The sequence below is a fragment of the Bradyrhizobium huanghuaihaiense genome (genome assembly GCF_007830635.1).
GTDB lineage: Bacteria > Pseudomonadota > Alphaproteobacteria > Rhizobiales > Xanthobacteraceae > Bradyrhizobium > Bradyrhizobium huanghuaihaiense.
The window spans coordinates 296592-315262 of record NZ_VLLA01000002.1; the positions used below are offsets into that span (position 1 = coordinate 296592).

An 18671-nucleotide genomic window follows, 5' to 3' on the forward strand; every position below is an offset into this window, starting at 1 on the left:
CCGCGAACTCGGAATCGTAGGGTGGGCAAAGGCGCACTTGCGCCGTGCCCACCACCTATCAATGATTATCGAGAGAAAGCGTGGGCACGCTTCCGCCTTCGCTCTTCGAGCTACGGCGGACAAGTCGCTTTGCCCACCCTACGGGACTGACGCGCGCGTCGGCGCGCGGGAGGATTAAGATGGACTTTCAACACTCTCCCCGTTCGCTGGAGCTGCAGGAGCGCGTGCGCCAGTTCATGCGAGCGCATGTCGAGCCGGTCGAGGAGCTCTATTACGAGCAGGTGAAGCCGGAGGCCGCGCGCTACAGGACGCCGCAAATTCTCCAGGACCTGAAGCGGCTCGCGCGGGAGCAGGGGCTCTGGAACCTGTTTCTCTCCGGCGAGCACGGCCCGGGTCTCTCCAATCTCGAATACGCGCCGGTGAAGGAGATCATGGGCCGCATCCTCTGGGCGCCCGAGGTCTTCAACTGCTCGGCGCCCGATGTCGGCAACATGGAGGTGCTCGCCAACTACGGCACGAAGGCGCAGCAGGAACGCTGGCTGACGCCGCTGCTGGAGGGGCGCATCCGCTCCGGCTTCTCGATGACGGAGCCGCAGGTCGCCTCCAGCGATGCCACCAACATCCAGTGCGAGATCAAACGCGACGGCGGCGATTACGTCATCAACGGCCGCAAATGGTTCACGTCAGGCGCGATGAACGAGGATTGCGAGATCCTGATCGTGATGGGCAAGACAGCGCCCGACCATCCTGACCGCCATCGCCAGCAATCCATGATCCTGGTGCCGAAGGCGACGCCGGGCGTGCGCATCGTCCGCGACATGCTCACTTACGGCTACGACGACGCCCCGGTCGGTCATCCCGAGATCGTCTACGACAACGTCCGTGTGCCCGCGGAGAACATCCTGCTCGGCGAAGGCCGCGGCTTCGAGATCGCGCAAGGCCGGCTCGGCCCCGGCCGCATCCACCATTGCATGCGCCTGATCGGCTGCGCCCAGCGCGCGCTGGAATTGATGTGCCGGCGATCGGTCTCCCGCGTCGCGTTCGGCAAGCCGCTCGCAGACCAGGGCTCGGTGCGCGAGGACATCGCGAATTCCTTCTGCGAGATCGCGCAGGCGCGGCTGCTCACGCTGCAAGCCGCCGACAAGATGGACGGCGAAGGCAACAAGGCCGCGCGCGATCTGATCGCGGCGGCCAAGATCGTGGTCCCCAGCATGGCCGCCCGCGTCATCGACCGCGCCATCCAGATCCACGGCGCCGCCGGCGTCTCGCAGGACACGTTCCTCGCGCGTGCTTACGTCTACGCCCGCTTCATCCGCATCGGCGACGGGCCGGACCAGGTGCATCTGGCGGCGTTGGGCAAGCAGCTGATCAGGCGCGGCGGAGTGTGACCCCCTCAGCGGAAATTAACGTTGTGCGGTCAAGATGCCCGACATGCACTCCGAACGGCTTCGTCAGCTGCCCTATCTGGTCCACACCAACAGAGAACTCGGCCTGATGCTGAGGGGTGCGAAGCCTCTCGCATATTTCATGGATATCGTTGGTCGTGAGCCGGACGTCTGTATTCGGTATTGGCGCATGTTCGACAGGCACGTTGCCGTAGGTCGCCTGATGAGACGCGAGGTGATTGAACCATGTCCGGACCTGCCGCAGCTCGAATATCGGATGCTGTTCTACACCTTGCCGGGCCACGAGTGGCGGGTTGATGCCATGCTCGCGCTCCTGAAGGAATCCGGCGCCTGGTCCGACGATCGCGAACGGCGCTTTGGCGAATTGCTCGGCTACGAGGGCTGGCAGATCGACTACTGGCTGACCTATCGTCGCTCGCATGCTTAAGCGGTAGCTGACTGCCGCTCATTCACGGCCTCGGCGCGCAGCCGGTCGCCGGGGGCCTGGCTAATTTTTCATCGCGATGGCCGTTCCGAGTGTTTCGGAGAGTTACCACTTTTGAGAGGGCTTGCCGCGCCGGGTCCATTCGGCGAAACTGTTCGTATTTCAAGTAGTTGTTTTACAGGGGGCCTTTCATGCCCGAGACATTGGAAAGCCTGTTGTGGTGTGCCGCGCTGGCGACGTGGCTGATGCTTCTCTTCAGGATCATGGCTGAGTACTTGAAGCCGCTCTCGAAACGCTTCGGCCATCTGCTCGAACTTGCTTTCAGGCCGAGAGCGAAGTGATGCGGTAACGGCCTTCCTTCAAGGCCGCATCGTGTAGCCCCCGCGCATTCGCAGCTCCGCGAGTGGCGAAGACGTTTGCGCCGCGATTGCCGGCAGGTTCGGTAGGTTGTCGGCTGCACACCGCGGAAGAGGCTGAAACGATTGACGCTGCTAGCCTGTCAGCCTCCGGTCGAGTGAGAACCGGCCCGCCCCGGTGACAAACATCAACAGAGCGCCGCCCATGATCGTGATGTTCTTCAGGAAATGATTGTACTGCCCGATCTGCTGCGCTCCGGCGGGATATTCCCAGTAACGATGTCCGATTGCAGTCGCCGAGAGTACGAACAAGAACATCACGACTGCGCAGTAGCGCGTGCCAATGCCGAGGATCAGACAAGCCGACATTACAATTTCCAGCGCGACGGTGAAGGTCGTGAACAGCACGGGTGCGGGAACGCTCAGCGACCGAAAATAGCCGACTGAGCCGCTGAAGTTGGTCAATGCGCCGTACGCGCTGCCGACGAAGACCCAGGCAAGCAGGATGCGGCCGACCAGGATCAGCAGGTTGGCATTGCCGGTGGCGATCTTGTCGATCGCAGATGTGGACCAGGGAGAGCGCAATAACATGGTGGCTGCCTTATCGCTGAGGACGGCACCTGAATATCGATGATCCTATCACGATCGGCGAACTGCATGAAGGGCGCCTTGCGTGGTGCATGATGCGCTGCAAGCGCCCCCCTTTTGCTCATGCTTGTGTGTGCGCGAGCCGCCGACAACTTCGCAAGGCCGCGTCCGCGTCGTGACCCCTCCGGCGAGGCGACCATCCGCATTCCTCGGAGCGAAGCGACGGGAACTCCCGCGTTTTGGCCATGAAGCAATATTGTTTCAGAATATTGTAGGACAATAGTAACGACTACTGATTGAGAGTAGCGCATCCTGCACCTTACGGGTCTTCGCAAGTAGAACGAGAGCAGGCCGCTTCCGCGCGACGAGAGGGCTTCGCCGGCGTCGGAGGAGGCAGTCCCTGGACTATGCCTGGAAGCAGCTACGGCATGAATCAGCGTTGGATCATCGTGGCCGCGATCCTCCTGACGGCCCTGCTTGTTCAAATACCCGCCGTTCTCAACCCGGACTTGAGCTGCCTGCTTTCTGAAGGAGAGCAAATTCTCGATGGCCGGAAGTTGGGAGGCGACCTCTTCGAACTGAATCCGCCGCTATCGATCTACCTGTACATGCCGGCGGTGCAGCTTGCGCGATTGACCGGCATCGCGCCCGAGATCATCGTGATCGTCCTCGTGATGATCGAGATCATCGGCTCGCTTGTCGTGATCGATCGCGCCGCTGCGGCGGCAAAGCTGGGTGCTGAGGAGCGAAGTATTTGGACGTGCCTGCTCGCGTTCTTGTTCGTAGTCCTTCCGAGCGCCGTATTCGGGCAACGTGAACACATAGCCGTCATTGCACTGACTCCCCTTGTCGCCATCACCGCCATTCGCTGGCGTCGGCTTTCCCCCGGATCGGTCGCGATCCTGGCAGGACTGGGTGCCGGGCTCGCCATCAGCATCAAGCCCCAGCTTGCTCTCGTGGCAGGGCTTCCGATCATCCTTGGCGCCATCCACCAACGTTCTCTCAGGCCGTTGTTCACCCCTGAAGCGTGCGCAGCCGCTGCTGTTGTCATCGGTTACGGGGCGGTGCTCGTTGTCATTTTTCCCGACTATCTGTTGACCCATGCCCCGATGGTCGCTGCCGCCTATCTGCCAATGAGGCGGGATTTAGCGGGCCTGCTTCCTTTCCCGATCGTCGTGATAACTGCCTCTATTTTGTTTCTGCGCCAGGTGGCTCCGCAAGGCCTCAGAATGGGAGGCGATGCAATCCCGTGGCTGGCAGCAGCCGTTGGCGGTGCCGCGAGTTTCGTTCTTCAGGGCAAGGGCTGGACCTACACGCTGTACGCGCTTTGCGTTTTCGCGATTGCCGCACCGTTGCTGCATGTTCGCACCAGGACGTTGCCGGCCTCGGTCAGGATCGGCGGCTTCGCTGGCGTTGTGCTCATCGGATTCTGCTTGTCCTTGTCGGTCCGTGAGTTTCCGTCGCTGGAGCGGCACGTTCAGGCGCTTGCAAAACATCCGAGGCTGCTCACGATCACCGATCACATCGCGCTGGGGCATCCGCTCGTTCGCCAGATCGACGGGACGTGGGTGGGTAGTTCGTGTGCCCAGTTGCTGACGGCCGGCGCAATTTTGGCCCAGAACGGCTCACAGCCGACCCAGGGAGAGCGGGCAAAACTCGACGGCATCATCCATTTCGAGCGGCGGCAGTTGCTGGCAGACCTGCGAAACGGTCGCCCGGACATGATTCTCGTGGATACCTATCTGCAGAGTTCGGTCCCGTTCGATTGGCTGGCTTGGGCCAATGCAGATCCCGAGCTCGAAATCGAGTTGCGTCGCTATCGTGAGGTCGAGGGCGTCGGCCGCGTTCGAATATTCGTCGACCAATCGAGAGCGGAGCGACAATCCACCCTTGCTCGACGCCTCGAGGGCGAGGAAGGTGCGCAGTAACGCCTCATCGCCATGATGACATCATGCCGGTGTTTTGCCCGACGAGTCAAATCGAATTCGTAAAATCAGCAGCTGCCGGGCCGGCGGCCAAGCCATTGATAAGGCTGCTGCCGGCTACTGTGCATGGGGTTGTTTTCGCACTTTTTGTCTGCGCGGCGAATAGCCGATCTTTCGCGCGCCCTATCCCGCCCTGGCGATACGATCGTCCGCCGCCCCCGCGCGCAGGTTCTGGAAGAACGTCTCCACCTCCCGCGACAGCGTCGCCGCCGTCTCGGTCAGGCTGCTCGCCGCCGTCAGCACGGATGCGGCCGCCGTATCGGTCTCGCCGATGGCGTCGCGCAGCGAGGTGATGTTGGCGACGAGAGTCTCGTTGCCTTGCGCGGCGCTTTGCGCGTTGGAGGAGATCTCGCGCGTGGCCTGGTCCTGCTGGCCGACGGCGCCGGCAATGGCTGACGTGACCTCGTTGATCTCGCGCACCGCGCCGCCGATTTCGCGCACGGCGTCGACCGCATTGCGCGTGGACGCCTGGATCTGGCTGACGTTCTCGCCGATCTCCGCGGTCGCCTTCGCCGTTTGCCCCGCGAGCGCTTTCACTTCATGCGCGACCACGGCAAAGCCGCGGCCGGCTTCGCCGGCACGCGCCGCCTCGATGGTGGCGTTGAGCGCGAGCAGGTTGGTCTGCTCGGCGATCGCCTGGATCAGGCTGAGCACGCCGTCGATGCGCTGGGTGGCGGCCGCAAGGCTCTCGATCTCCGCGATCGATTTCTCGGTGCGCTGGCCGGTCTGCTCGACCGCGCCGGCGCTCTGGCGCACCTGGCGGCCGATCTCCTCGACCGAGGCCGACAGCTCCTCGGCCGCGCCCGCGACCGCAGTGACGTTGTGCGAGGCCTGCTCGGTGGCGCTCGCCGCCGTGCCGGCGCGGCTGCTCGCGTCCGCCGTCACGCGGGTGATGGTCTGTGCGGTCTCGCGCATGACGGAGGCGTTGTCGCTGAGGCCGCGCATGATCGCGCCGATCGCCTCGCGGAAGGCTTCGACGGATTGCTCGATGTGACGGCTGCGCGCCTCGCGCGCGGCGGAATCCTGCGAGACCTGCGAGGCGAGGTTGCGGTTGCGCCCCATCGCGTCCTGGAACACCTGGATCGCGCGGGCGAGCGCGCCGATCTCGTCGGCGCGGCCGGAGTGCGGCACCTCGACGTTCTCGGCGCCGTCGGCGACCTGCTTGATGGTCGCGGTGATCGCGGCGAGCGGCCGGGCGATCGAGCGGGCGATGATGACGATGCCGATCACGACGAGGGCCAGCGCCACGCCGCCGAGGCAGGTCAGGACGAAGGACAGGGTGCGGTTGGTCTCGGTTTGCTGGGCGATCTGCCTGGCGCGCTCGGCATAGACCTTGGAGAGCGCCTCGAGATCCTTGTTCAGCGCCGAGCGCACCGCGCGGTTGGCGTCGTTGTCGCCCCATTCGCGGCCCGCGGCCGCGTTGATCTCGACGCCGCGGCGCACCAGCTCCTTGCGAAACTCGACAAACTGCTCGATGCGCTTCTTGAAGGTCGCGAACTGCTCGGCATCGTCGGCTTTGACGATGGTCTCCCAGCGCTTCACGACATCGAGGATCTGGGCGTTGAACTTGAGCAGGCCCTCGCCGTATTTCTTCACCACGGCAGGCTCGGTCGACATGTAGACGCCGCGCGATTCCATCACCACCGCATAGACCAGCGAGTTGACGCGCTCGACGTTCAGCGCGGCCGCATTCGCGGTCTCGATCGCGCTGGTCAGCTCGGCGCTGCGGCGGCTGTTGTAGTCGGACAGCATCGCGATCGCCGCCGTCAGCAGCGCGAACAGCGCGAAGATCGCGTAGAGCTTGGTGGCAAGCGTAAAGCGGCCCGCCAGGGTGGCGGCATTCCCAGATCGGTCGGATGTCATGGTGTTCAAGGGCCCGGAATGGCCGGAAGCGGCCGGTGAGCGCGGTCGTGCGGAATTGATGCAAAACTATGCGAAACGAAGATGGACGCGGCGTTAACGCGCCGCTTGGCGCCCTTCGTCCTTAGTCGAAAGAAAGGTAAGTTATTTCAGCGTCTTGATCAGGAGGTATAGTTTCAGGATAGTGCTGGAGTCGGCCGTTGGCCGACGAGCCCCGGAGAGGTCCTTGGTCTACCGCCACACCATCGACGCCACGACCTACACTTTCCCTGACCTGCGCGACCTGCTCGCCAAGGCGACCCCGCCGCGCTCCGGCGACAGGCTGGCCGGAATTGCCGCTGCCAGCTCGGAGCAGATGATCGCGGCGCGGATGGCGCTCGCGGATGTGCCGCTCGGGCAGTTCCTGCAGGAAGCCGTCATTCCCTACGAGACCGACGAGGTCACCCGTCTCGTCATCGACAGCCATGACGCCAGGGCCTTTGCGCCGGTGGCATCGCTGACCGTCGGGGCCTTCCGCGACTGGTTGCTGTCCGATGCCGCAACGCCCGACATCCTGCGCAAGCTGGCCCCCGGAATCACCCCGGAGATGGCGGCCGCAGTGTCAAAACTGATGCGCAACCAGGACCTGATTCTGGCGGCACGGAAATGCGAGGTCACCACCGCCTTCCGCAACACCATCGGCCTGAGGGGGCGGATGAGCACGCGGCTGCAGCCCAACCATCCCTTCGACGATGCCAGGGGCATCACCGCCTCGATCCTCGACGGCATCCTGCTCGGGGCGGGCGATGCCTGCATCGGCATCAATCCGGCCAGCGACGATCCCGCCGTCATCGCCCAGTTGCTGCGGCTGCTCGACGAGATCATCGCGCGGCTGAAAATCCCGACGCAAGCCTGTGTGCTCACCCATGTCACGACAACGCTGTCGCTGATCGGGCAGGGCGTGCCGGTCGACCTCGTCTTCCAGTCGGTCGCCGGCACCGAGGCCGCCAACCGCAGCTTTGGCATCGACCTCGGGCTGCTGAAGGAGGGACAGGAGGCCGGGCTGTCACAGGGGCGCGGCACGGTCGGGCAGAACGTGATGTATTTCGAGACGGGCCAAGGCTCGGCGCTGTCGGCGGGCGCTCATCACGGCGTCGACCAGCAGACCTGCGAGGCCCGCGCCTACGCGGTCGCGCGCGCCTTTGCGCCGCTCCTCGTCAACAGCGTGGTCGGCTTCATCGGCCCGGAATATCTCTATGACGGCAAGGAAATCATCCGGGCGGGCCTGGAGGATCATTTTTGCGGCAAGCTGCTCGGCCTGCCGCTTGGCATCGACATCTGCTATACCAACCATGCCGAGGCGGACCAGGACGACATGGACAATCTGCTGACGCTGCTTGCGGCTGCCGGCGTCACCTTCATCATGGGCGTGCCCGGCGCCGACGACGTCATGCTGAACTACCAGTCCACCTCTTTTCACGACGCGCTCTATGTCCGCGACGTCTTCGCCTTGCGCCGCGCGCCGGAATTCGACGACTGGCTGGTGCAGTCGGGGGTTGCGGGCGCCGATTTCCGCCTTGTCGGCGATGCAGGCCTGCTACCCGATTTCGCCTCGCGGCTGATCGCGTGACGCAACGCCCTGGGCCGTGAGGAAACCATTGGTCCCCCTCGGAATTATGCTCACGCCACAATATTGAGAAATTCCGGCGACCGCATTACGCTATGTGTCTGGCTGGCAATTTCCGCAACCAGGTCGAGCGTGGCGGGGGAGCTTAGATGCGAGCTGAAAACAACGGTACGTCCCGGCGGATTCTCTGCGTGTTTCCGCGCTACACCTCTTCGTTCGGTACCTTCGAGCACTCCTACCCCCTGACCGATGGCGTCCGCGCCTTCATGCCGCCGCAGGGCCTGCTGCTGATCTCCGCCTATCTTCCGAAGGACTGGCAGGTCAAATTCGTCGACGAGAACCTCCGCCGCACGACCAAGGAAGAGTTCGAATGGGCGGAAGCCGTCTTCGTCAGCGGCATGCACATCCAGCGCCAGCAGATGAACGACATCTGCCGCCGCGCCCATGAGTTCGATCTGCCGGTCGCGCTCGGCGGTCCCTCCGTCAGCGCCTGTCCGGACTACTATCCGTCGTTCGACTATCTCCATGTCGGCGAGCTCGGCGATGCCACCAACCAGCTGATCGAGATTCTGTCGCGCGACGCCTCGCGTCCTGATGAACAGGTGGTCCTCACCACCAAGGACCGCGTGCCGATGACGGAGTTTCCGATTCCCGCCTACGAGCTTGCCGACGTGAAGAAATACTTCCTCGGCAGCATCCAGTATTCCAGCGGCTGTCCCTATCAGTGCGAGTTCTGCGACATCCCCGGCCTCTACGGGCGCAATCCGCGCATCAAGACGCCGGAGCAGATCATCGCCGAGCTCGATCGGCTGCGCGAATGCGGCATGACCGACACGGTCTACTTCGTCGACGATAATTTCATCGGCAACCGCAAGGCGGCGATGGATCTGCTGCCGCATCTGATCGAATGGCAGAAGCGGACAGGCTACGTGGTGCGGCTCGCCTGCGAGGCGACGCTCAACATCGCCAAGCGGCCCGAGATCCTCGAGAAGATGCGCGAGGCCTATTTCATCACCATCTTCTGCGGCATCGAGACGCCAGATCCCGACGCGCTGAAGGCGATGCACAAGGACCACAACATGATGGTCCCGATCCTGGAGGGTGTGCACACCATCAACTCCTACGGCATGGAGGTCGTCTCGGGCATCATCATGGGGCTCGACACCGACAAGCCGAACACTTCGGAGGCGCTGCTCGCCTTCGTCGAGGAGTCCCGGATTCCGCTGCTCACTATCAACCTGCTCCAGGCGCTGCCGAAGACGCCGTTGTGGGACCGGCTGGAGAAGGAAGGGCGCCTGATCGAGGACGACGGGCGCGATTCCAACGTCGACTTCCTGTTGCCCTATGACGAGGTCGTCGCATCCTGGAAGCACGCCATGGCGGTCGCTTACGAGCCCGAGAAGGTCTACGCGCGCTTCCAGTATCAATGCGACCACGTCTATCCTCACCGCCTCAAGGTGCCGGTGGCGGACGAGATGAAGACCTGGCCCAACATCAGGCGCGGCCTCGTCATGCTGCGCAACATCTTCTGGAAGGTCGGCGTGCTCGGCGACTACAAGCGCGTGTTCTGGAAGTTCGCGTTCGGACGCATCAAGCGCGCCGACATCGAAGGCCTGATCGGCTGCACCCTCATCGCGCACCATCTCATCACCTTTGCGCGCGCGGCCTCCAGCGGCAAGCAGAACGCCTCGAACTACTCGATCCGGCTGCGCGAGGCCGCCGTTCCCGCCGAATGAGTGACAAGCCCGTTCCGGCCCGTCCGACCCTCGACCTCAGGTCGTTCACGCCCGCGCGCGTTGCGCTGGGCCGCAGCGGTGCGAGCGTGCCGACAAAGCCGCTGCTCGATTTTACGCTGGACCATGCCCGCGCCCGCGATGCCGTGCATGCGGCCTTTGACGCGCCGCGCCTGGTCGCCGATCTCGGCGCGCTCGGTCTCACCGTCAGCGAGGCGAGGAGCCAGGCCGTCGACCGCGGGGACTATCTGCGGCGGCCGGATCTCGGACGACAGCTCGATCCAGGGTCCGCCGAAGCCCTCGCCCGAGACGCTGCCGGGCCATGCCAGCTCGCGCTCGTGATCGGCGACGGCCTCTCGGCGGCGGCGGTCCACGCCCATGCGATGGCGCTGGTGGTCCGTCTGCTGCCGCTGCTCGCGGAGGGTGATGCTGTCGCGCCCGGCCATGTCGTCGTCGCCTCGGGCGCCCGGGTCGCGCTCGGCGACGAGATCGGCGCGATTCTCAGCGCCCGCATGGTCGTGATGCTGATCGGCGAACGGCCCGGCCTGTCCGCGCCCGACAGTCTCGGCGCCTATCTGACCTTCGCGCCGAAGCCGGGCCGCACCGATGCGGAGCGCAATTGCGTGTCGAACATCCACAATGCTGGGTTGAGTCATGACGAGGCTGCCTTCAAGATCGCCTGGCTCATCCGCGAGGGCCTGGCCCGGGAGGTCACCGGCGTGGCGCTGAAGGACGAGAGCGCGGACCGGGCGCCGCGTCGAATTGGCACAACGCGGCCGGAATGACGGGCATTCCGGCAAAATCGCCGCATCTTGATCGATTCGGCCACCTTCCGCCTGCTTGCGAAAAGGCCTTTTGACCTGCTAAACCGCTGCCGGCGATTTTCCGCGCATTTTCAGGGGGCAAGCCTCCCATTGGTATGGCGTTTTCAAGCCGTTCGCGGGGCGCAATAAGCTCACAAGACCGAGCCGATTTAGGAACTGGATAAGGCATGCTCGAAAAGCACCGCGAGAATGAGGTTCATGTCGACAAGGTCGAGCAGGGACCTGCGTCCTCCATCGCCTTCGGGCTGGAGCGCATCGGGCTGATCGCCGTCCGGGCCCCGATCCTCTCCTGCATCGTCCTGCTTGCCCTGATCGTCGGCGCCGTCTTCGGCATCTACCGGATCAAGATCGACGATTCGCTGTCGCAGCTGTTCCGTTCCGACACACGCGAATTCAAGCAGTATGAAGAGGTGACCAAGAAGTTCCCGGCCGAGGAATTCGACGTCCTCGTCGTGGTCGAGGGCAAGACGCTGCTGGCGCGGAACAACCTCGAGAAGCTGCGCGACTTCGTCACCGACATGCAGCTGGTCGAAGGCACGCGGGGCCTCGTCTCGCTGTTCTCGGCGCGCCAGGCCCCCGCGCCGGGCAAGCTGCCGGCGGCGCTGTTCCCGCCCGAACTGCCCGAGGGCGCGGCCTATGACAAGTTCATCGAGACCGTCAAGAACAACGAGATCATTCGCGGCAAGCTGCTGTCGGAGGACGGCACGCTGGCGCTGATCGTGCTCTCGCTCGATCCCGAAGTGGTCGCCTCCAGCAAGCTGACCAAGACCGTCGCCGACATCCGTGCGCTGATGAAGGAAGACCTCAGCGACACCGGGCTCAACGTGCAGCTCTCCGGCGTGCCGGTGATGCAGCTCGAGATCCGCAACGCGGTCGAGCGCGACGGGCTCACCTACAACATCCTCGGCATTCTCGCCGGCTGTGTCATCGCCATCATCTTCTTCCGCAAGATCTCCTTCATGATCGCGGCGGCGTTCCCGCCGATGATCGCGATCCTGCTGGCGCTCGGCGCGCTCGGCTGGGCCAATTTCAACCTCAACATGTTCCTGAACGTGATGACGCCGCTCATCATGGTCATCAGCTTCTCGGACTCGATGCAGCTGACCTTCGCCGCACGCGACCGGCTGATCGCCGGCCAGGACAAGTTCACTGCGTTCAAGAACGCAGTGCTGGTGGTGGGGCCGGCCTGCGTGCTGACGCACGGCACCGCCGGCATTTCCTTCATCGCGCTGCAGTTCTCCGACTCCGACCTGATCCGCAAGTTCGGCGAGGCGGGCCTTGCCGCGACCATCATCGCGCTGGTCGCGGTGTTGTCGCTGGTGCCTGTTTTCGGCGTGCTGTTCGTGCGCAACGAGAAGGTCTTCGCGGTTAAGTTCCAGGGCGCCGATGCCGGCGTCCAGGCGCTCCGCAACTTCTGCTACTGGATCGCGGTGCGCATGGTCGGTCGGCCCGGCCTGTTCAGCCTGATCGCGGTGCTGTTCGTCGGCGGCCTCGGCGTCATCTACGCCAATCTGGAGCCGCGCTACCGGCTCGCCGACCAGGTGCCGGACAAGCGCCAGGCGGTCGCCGCCAGCGACCGGCTCGATGCCAAGCTGACCGGCGCCAACCCGGTCAACGTGCTGATCGCGTTCCCCAAGGGTGAAACGCTCTATTCGCCGGAGACGCTGCAGACCATCGCGGACGTGCATGCGACCGTGGAGAAGGCGGCCGGCGTCGGCAACGTCTGGTCGCTCGAGACCCTGCGCCGCTGGCTCGCGGAAAAGGCCGGCAGCGCCGACGTGGCGACGCTGAAGGAATATGTCAGCGTCATCCCCGAGCATCTGGTGCGGCGTTTCATCGACGCCGAGCAGGATGCCGTCGTGGTCGCGGGCCGCGTGCCGGACAAGGATTCCAGCCAGCTCCTGCCGATCGTCGACAAGCTCGATACAGAGCTCGACGCCGTCCGCAAGAAGCATCCCGGTTACGAGATCGCGGTGACCGGTCTTGCGGCGATTGCCGCGCGCAACTCGGCCAGCATGATCGAGAAGCTGAACCGCGGCCTCACGGTCGAATTCGCGCTGGTCGCGATCTTCATCGGCCTTGCCTTCCGCTCCTGGGTCGTGATGTTCGCCTGCATCCTGCCGGGCATCTTCCCGGTGGTGATGTCGGGAACGGTGCTGTGGGCGATGGGCGAGGGGCTGCAATTCGCCAGCGTCGTCGCGCTCACCGTCTCGTTCGGCCTGGGCCTCAGCGCCACCATCCACTTCCTCAACCGCCTCCGGCTCGAGAGCAAGCCGGGCGTCGGCTCGGCGCTCGCGGTGGAGCGGGCGACCGTGCTGGTGGGACCTGCGCTGATCCTGACCACGGTGGTGCTGGCCTGCGGCCTCGTCGTCACCGTGTTCTCCGACCTGCCGTCGCTGCGGCTGTTCGGCTGGCTGAGCGCCTTCTCGATGGTCATGGCGCTCGTCGCCGACCTCTTCATCCTCAGGCCGACGGCGATGTGGCTGATCAACCTGCACGGCAAGCTGCAGGGCCCGGACAAGCCGGCGATCTGAGGGAGGGGCGGCAGACGCCGCCTCGCAGTCACGCCTCGATCCGGACGATCCCGTACGGGTTGAACTTGAAATCGTCCTCGGCGTAGTCCTGCTCCCGCGAAAGCGTGAGCTTGCGGTCGCGCAGCATCGCCTCAACGCCGTGCTCCGCCATGGCATTGGCGATCTCCTCCATCAGCATCACCGCGGACCATTCGTTGCCGCGCGATTTCGCGACATAGACCTCCGGCAGGCCGACGAGGTGATAGCCGACGGTCTCGTAGTAGCGATCGCCGCCGAGCGGCCGCTTGGCCAACGCAAGACGACACGCCTTGGCGACGGCGAGGGTCATGTTGAGGCCCTGGCTGGTCTTCGCGCCCTTGCGCGCCTGATCGGCGAGACTGCGCCACCGCGCGATGCCGTGGGCGACGCCGGCGCTTTCGCCTTTCGCAGCGATGGCGCCCGCGTCGAACATCTCGTCCACGATCTGCAAGGCGGCCGCTGAATAGGCTGTCGCCTTCTGCTGATCCATCGGTGGGCTCAGCACGTAGAGCACCGCCTTGTGATTGACGACGGCACGCTTCGTCTGCCGCGGACCACGCTTTCGGGAAGACGCGGTCCCAGCACACGCCGAACGACCGCTCCATGTGCGGATCGGGCTTGGCTTGCGAATAGGTGCGGTCGATCTCGAAGCCGAAATCGGTAATCGTCTTGGCCACCGCCTTCGGTGGTTGCAGCAGGCTTTCATTCTTGCCGAGGAAACAGAGCACGTGACGCGACTTCACGGACGAAGGCTGCATGTTCGTTTCCCGCTGAGTTGGCGGTTGATCGTCGGCGAAGGCGCGACCGGCCACCACGAAGAGCCCGGCGGCTTTCAGCAGATGTCTGCGAATTGGATCCATCTCAGCAGGTCCATCCGGGCAAGTTCATGTCAGCAAAAAGCCCCCGGCTCGCGGAGAACCGGGGGCGTGTTCCTCATCGGTGGGGAAGGGCAATCAGCCCTTCGTCATCGTGATGTTGACGCCGCGAATCTCGCCCTTGGAAGAGATCTGCACCGTCTGCTTGGTGCCGTTGGTGCGCAGCGACAGATTGGCGGCGAAGCCGTTGGCCTCGACGAACACGTCGATCTGGCCGCCGCCGGCGGTGCCCTGGAGATTGCCGAAGATGTTGCGGCTCGCCTCGCTCCAATTGCCGGAGATGCGGTCGCCCTGGCTCGTCACGTCGCTGGTGAGGTCGAACTTGTAGCTGTCGGAGGCGCAGTGCAGGGCCTGCTTGAGGTTGAGGCCGCTGCCGGCGACCTTGTAGTCGGCCTTGCAGCGGATGCGTTCGGTGGACCCATCCGACAGCGAGACCGTGCCGGTGCCGGTCCACGCGCCGTCGAAGCCGGCAAACGGTCCGGACGACTGTGCATGGCTCGCCGAAACCGAGAAGAGCAGCGCAGCGCCAACGCCGGCCGCAGTGATTGCCAGTCCAGATCGCCCAAAGAATTTCATCACAAATATCCCGTTTTGGAACGACGTCCGTTCAGGGTTAAGGACGTCTCGCCACATCGAAGGTTTAGTGTTCCGAGCCTGTGTCAGGTTCAACGCGCCAGGACCAGAGATGGCGGTCCATCGGGCGCCGGCGAGGGGCCCGGACCTTGCGATTTGCTGTGTTTCGGCGTGTTTCTGGCCGAAACGGCGGGGCGGAGAGATGCAGCGCTGCAACAGCCGTGCAGTAAAATGCGAACCTTCTGAATTATGACGTAGTATCAAACCCTTACATCTGCCAATGAAGGTGCGGGGAAGACCTGATTTGGTGGGGACGGCGCCAATTTGGCCGCATTTGCCAGTGCTTGTGCCTTCTCTGAGGCCGCTACCCTGCGGCGACTTGCCATCAGAACAATCCGTTCCGGTCCTCCGCCCAGTGCTGTCCGGGATGGGTGCGATTCTGCCGTCAGAATGAAGGAATACAATGCGTAAGCTTCTCGTCGCTCTCACCCTGCTGTCGGCATCCCTTTCGACGGCGGCGTTCGCCCAGCAAGGGCGCGGCACGGACGCCGAGCAGAAGGCCTGCACGCGCGATGTGCAGAAGTTCTGCCGTCCGGTCATCGACCAGGGCGATTTCACCATCCTGGCCTGCCTGAAGGAGAACCGGGCCAAGATCTCACAGGCCTGCGACCAGGTCCTGAAGAACCACAACCAGTAAGCTCGGCCACTGGCCCACCCAAGGCGGCCCCCGGGCCGCCTTTTTCGGGCCGGATCCGGGAAGGGCAGCCATCGAGAGCAGGATTGGTTTTGCGGCCGTATTCCCCTATATGGGGGCCGCGGCGGCATCGCCGGCATGAGCCCGCGCGTGCGAAAAAGCCCTTCCTGTCCAAACGATTGTAAACCAGCCCTCGATGACCTCTGCGAGCGAATTGCGATCCGGCAAAGGTGACCGCGACGAGAATTTTCCCGTCGCGTCCTGGATCATTCATCCGCGTCATCGCGCCCTGATCCTGGCCTATTACAATTTCGTCCGCACCGCCGACGACATCGCCGACCACGCCACGCTGCCGCCCGACCAGAAGCTCGCTTATCTCGACCTGCTCGAGGCGGAACTGCTCGGCAAGGGCGACACCCAGCTTGAGGCCGTCACGCTGCGCCGTGCGCTGGCCGAGCGCGGCATGGCGCCGCGCCACGCGCTCGACGTGCTGATCGCGTTCCGCATGGACGTGACCAAGCTGCGCTACGAGACCTGGGACGAGGTCATCCACTATTGCCGCTATTCGGCGATGCCGGTCGGCCGCTTCATGCTCGACGTCCACGGTGAGAGCACCTCGACCTGGGCCGCCTCCGATGCGCTCTGCGCAGGCCTCCAGATCAACAATCACCTGCAGGATTGCGGCAAGGATTTCCGCGAGCTCAACCGCGTCTATCTCCCGCGCGACGCGCTGGCCGCGAGCGGCGCCTCGGTCGAGCAGCTTGGGCTTGCGCAATCGCCGCCGGCGATGCTGGCCTGCCTGCAGTCGCTCGCCGCGCGTAACGAGGCGCTGCTCGACGAGGGCAGGTCGTTGAGCGCGGAGATCCGCGATTTCCGCCTCGGGGTCGACGTCGCAGTGATCCAGGCCTATGCCGACCGCATCGTGCGCCTCCTGAAGGTGCGCGATCCCTTGCGCGAGCGCGTGCATCTGAACAAGTTCGAGCTTCTCACCTTCAGCCTCGCCGGCATGATCGGCGAAGTCGGCCGCCGCGCGATCGGACGCAAGGCCATAACCAGACCGGGGACTGCACATGACGCTTGAGGCGGCCACGCCCGGCGCCAGTTATGGCTCGACCGCATCCGGCAGCTCGTTCTATGCCGCGATGCGCATCCTGCCGCACGACCAGCGCGAAGCGATGTTCCAGATCTACAGCTTCTGCCGCCAGGTCGACGACATCGCCGATTCCGACGGTCCGCGCGACGAGCGGCTCGCTGCGCTCCAGCAATGGCGTAACGACATCGACGCGCTCTACCAGGGCAATCCGCCGCCGCGGCTGAAGGACTACGTCGCCTCGGTGAAGACCTTCGCCCTCAAGCGCGAGGATTTCCTGGCCATCGTCGACGGCATGGAGATGGACGTGCCGCAGGACATCCGCGCGCCCGACATGGCGACGCTGGATCTCTATTGCGATCGCGTCGCCAGCGCCGTGGGGCGGCTGTCGGTGCGCGTGTTCGGCATGCCGGAAGAAGACGGCATACTGCTCGCCTACCATCTCGGCCGCGCGCTTCAGCTCACCAACATCCTGCGCGACATCGACGAGGACGCAGGCCTCGGCCGGCTCTATCTGCCGCGCGAGGCGCTGCTGCATGCCGGCATCACCTCCAATGATCCGAACCGTGTGATCGCCGAGCGCGCGCTGCCGAAGGTCTGTGTGCCGCTGACGCAGCGCGCGAAGATGCATTTCGAGAAGTCGGACGAGATCATGAACCGCAACAAGCGCCGCGCCGTGCGCGCGCCGCGGATCATGTCGAAATACTATCATTCCATTCTGGACCTCCTGATCGCGCGCGGTTTCAACGCGCCGCGCGAGCCGGTGCGTGTGTCGAAGATCACACGCATCCTGATCCTGCTCCGTTACGCTTTCATCTGATGCAAAACACAGCTCACATCATCGGTGCTGGAATTTCCGGCCTCTCCGCCGCCGTGCGGCTCGCCAATGCCGGCTTCAAGGTCGCCGTGCACGAGGCGACGCACCAGGCCGGCGGCCGCTGCCGCTCCTATTTCGACGGCGCCACCAATCTCACCATCGACAACGGCAATCATCTGCTGCTGTCGGGCAACAGCCACGCACGCGCCTATGCGCGCGCAATCGGCACCGAGGCGGGACTCGTCGGGCCGGATCGCGCACAATTTCCGTTCGTCGACATCAAGACCGGGCAGCGCTGGCAGATCGATCTCGGCGATGGACGATGGCCGACCTGGGTGCTCGACGAAGGCCGCCGCGTGCCCGACACCGGCCTCACCGATTATCTCAAGCTGGCGCCGCTGGTCTGGGCGTCGGAGGAGACGCTGGTCGGCAAGTCCATTCCGACCGAAGGCATCCTCTACCAGCGCCTGGTGCAGCCGCTGCTGCTCGCGGCGCTCAACGTCGATCCGCCCGAGGGATCGGCCGGGCTTGCCGGTGCGATCGTGCGCGAGACGCTGCTTGCGGGCGGGAAGGCCTGCCGTCCCCTGATCGCGCGCGACGGTCTCAGCGCCGTGCTGATCGAGCCGGCGGTGAAGTTCTTGGCTGAGCGTGGCCACACCGTTCAGCTCGGCCATGAGCTGCGTTCGTTCGTCAGCACCGACGGCAAGGTGACCGCGCTGAACTTCGGCGGCGAGGATGTGATCCAGCTCGGTGCAGGTGACGTCATTGTGATGGCAGTGCCGCCGCGCGCGGCAGCTAGCCTGCTGCCGGGCCTGAAGACGCCGACCGAATTCCGCGCCATCGTGAATGCGCATTTCCGTTTTGAGCCGCCGCCGGGCTCGGCGCCGATCCTCGGCGTGATCGGCGGCGTCGTGGAATGGCTGTTCGCGTTCCCGAACCGGCTCTCGGTGACCATCAGCAACGGCGACCGTCTCGTCGACATGCCGCGCGAGGAACTCGCGCAGGCGATCTGGAACGACGTCTGCAAGGCGGGCGGTGTCTCCGGTGAGCTGCCCCCTTGGCAGATCGTGCGCGAACGCCGCGCCACATTTGCGGCGACGCCTGCTCAGAATGCCCTGCGTCCCGGGCCGGTCACGGCGCTGAAAAACCTGTTCCTCGCCGGCGACTGGACTGCTACGGGATTGCCGGCAACCATCGAGGGATCGGTCCGGTCCGGTGACCGCGCCGCCGATCTGGTTCTGGCCGCCAAAGGATCCTGAAAAGCGGCCCTGACGGGCAATGTCCCGGT

16 protein-coding genes are annotated in these 18671 nt (G+C 64.5%); 12 read left to right on the forward strand and 4 right to left on the reverse strand.

What is annotated here, in order from left to right; genetic code table 11:
• Positions 1-179: 179 nt before the first annotated feature.
• The 3 genes from IQ16_RS05370 (at position 180) to IQ16_RS45490 (ending at position 2171) form a co-directional block, all read left to right on the forward strand.
• Entirely contained in the window at positions 180-1388 is a 1209-nt protein-coding gene (locus tag IQ16_RS05370; protein WP_018648029.1) for an acyl-CoA dehydrogenase family protein, read from the forward strand.
• A gap of 34 nt (positions 1389-1422) precedes the next feature.
• Entirely contained in the window at positions 1423-1833 is a 411-nt protein-coding gene (locus IQ16_RS05375; protein WP_018648028.1) for a hypothetical protein, read from the forward strand.
• Positions 1834-2021: 188 nt separating this feature from the next.
• Positions 2022-2171, forward strand: coding sequence for a hypothetical protein (locus IQ16_RS45490; protein ID WP_018648027.1), 150 nt, complete (start codon positions 2022-2024; stop codon positions 2169-2171).
• A 150-nt stretch (positions 2172-2321) separates the two neighbouring features.
• On the opposite strand, the gene IQ16_RS05380 is transcribed toward IQ16_RS45490, so the two are convergent.
• Positions 2322-2777, reverse strand: a complete 456-nt coding sequence (locus IQ16_RS05380; RefSeq protein ID WP_018648026.1) for a DoxX family protein — start codon at positions 2775-2777, stop codon at positions 2322-2324.
• 425 nt (positions 2778-3202) lie between these two features.
• On the opposite strand from IQ16_RS05380, the gene IQ16_RS05385 reads away from it, so the two are divergent.
• On the forward strand, positions 3203-4702 hold the full coding sequence (locus tag IQ16_RS05385; protein WP_020608141.1) for a hypothetical protein: 1500 nt from the start codon (positions 3203-3205) through the stop codon (positions 4700-4702).
• Positions 4703-4882: 180 nt separating this feature from the next.
• On the opposite strand, the gene IQ16_RS05390 is transcribed toward IQ16_RS05385, so the two are convergent.
• The gene (locus IQ16_RS05390) at positions 4883-6622 is read right to left on the reverse strand and encodes a methyl-accepting chemotaxis protein (protein WP_018648024.1); all 1740 of its coding nucleotides are present in this window, start codon (positions 6620-6622) and stop codon (positions 4883-4885) included.
• Between the two features lie 223 nt (positions 6623-6845).
• Between IQ16_RS05390 and IQ16_RS05395 the strand changes: the two genes are divergently transcribed.
• The 4 genes from IQ16_RS05395 to IQ16_RS05410 all read left to right on the forward strand — a co-directional run bounded on the left by IQ16_RS05395 (position 6846) and on the right by IQ16_RS05410 (position 13316).
• Entirely contained in the window at positions 6846-8228 is a 1383-nt protein-coding gene (locus IQ16_RS05395) for an ethanolamine ammonia-lyase subunit EutB (protein ID WP_018648023.1), read from the forward strand.
• 146 nt (positions 8229-8374) lie between these two features.
• Positions 8375-9961, forward strand: coding sequence for a B12-binding domain-containing radical SAM protein (locus tag IQ16_RS05400; protein ID WP_026312822.1), 1587 nt, complete (start codon positions 8375-8377; stop codon positions 9959-9961).
• Positions 9958-10743, forward strand: coding sequence for an ethanolamine ammonia-lyase subunit EutC (gene eutC / locus IQ16_RS05405; protein WP_018648022.1), 786 nt, complete (start codon positions 9958-9960; stop codon positions 10741-10743). The genes IQ16_RS05400 and eutC overlap by 4 nt, the downstream gene beginning before the upstream one ends.
• A gap of 206 nt (positions 10744-10949) precedes the next feature.
• Positions 10950-13316, forward strand: coding sequence for an efflux RND transporter permease subunit (locus tag IQ16_RS05410; protein WP_018648021.1), 2367 nt, complete (start codon positions 10950-10952; stop codon positions 13314-13316).
• 28 nt (positions 13317-13344) lie between these two features.
• Here the strand turns inward: IQ16_RS05410 and IQ16_RS46445 are convergent, their stop codons facing one another.
• Both IQ16_RS46445 and IQ16_RS05420 read right to left on the reverse strand, forming a co-directional pair.
• Complete coding sequence (locus tag IQ16_RS46445; protein WP_244635535.1) at positions 13345-13824, reverse strand: hypothetical protein; 480 nt, start codon at positions 13822-13824, stop codon at positions 13345-13347.
• A gap of 463 nt (positions 13825-14287) precedes the next feature.
• On the reverse strand, positions 14288-14785 hold the full coding sequence (locus IQ16_RS05420) for a hypothetical protein (RefSeq protein ID WP_018648252.1): 498 nt from the start codon (positions 14783-14785) through the stop codon (positions 14288-14290).
• 460 nt (positions 14786-15245) lie between these two features.
• On the opposite strand from IQ16_RS05420, the gene IQ16_RS05430 reads away from it, so the two are divergent.
• The 4 genes from IQ16_RS05430 to hpnE all read left to right on the forward strand — a co-directional run bounded on the left by IQ16_RS05430 (position 15246) and on the right by hpnE (position 18642).
• On the forward strand, positions 15246-15479 hold the full coding sequence (locus IQ16_RS05430) for a hypothetical protein (protein WP_008553259.1): 234 nt from the start codon (positions 15246-15248) through the stop codon (positions 15477-15479).
• Between the two features lie 193 nt (positions 15480-15672).
• On the forward strand, positions 15673-16557 hold the full coding sequence (gene hpnC, locus IQ16_RS05435) for a squalene synthase HpnC (RefSeq protein WP_018648019.1): 885 nt from the start codon (positions 15673-15675) through the stop codon (positions 16555-16557).
• On the forward strand, positions 16547-17386 hold the full coding sequence (gene hpnD, locus IQ16_RS05440; RefSeq protein ID WP_018648018.1) for a presqualene diphosphate synthase HpnD: 840 nt from the start codon (positions 16547-16549) through the stop codon (positions 17384-17386). The genes hpnC and hpnD overlap by 11 nt, the downstream gene beginning before the upstream one ends.
• Positions 17386-18642, forward strand: a complete 1257-nt coding sequence (gene hpnE / locus IQ16_RS05445; protein WP_018648017.1) for a hydroxysqualene dehydroxylase HpnE — start codon at positions 17386-17388, stop codon at positions 18640-18642. The genes hpnD and hpnE overlap by 1 nt, the downstream gene beginning before the upstream one ends.
• The last annotated feature ends 29 nt before the right edge of the window (positions 18643-18671 follow it).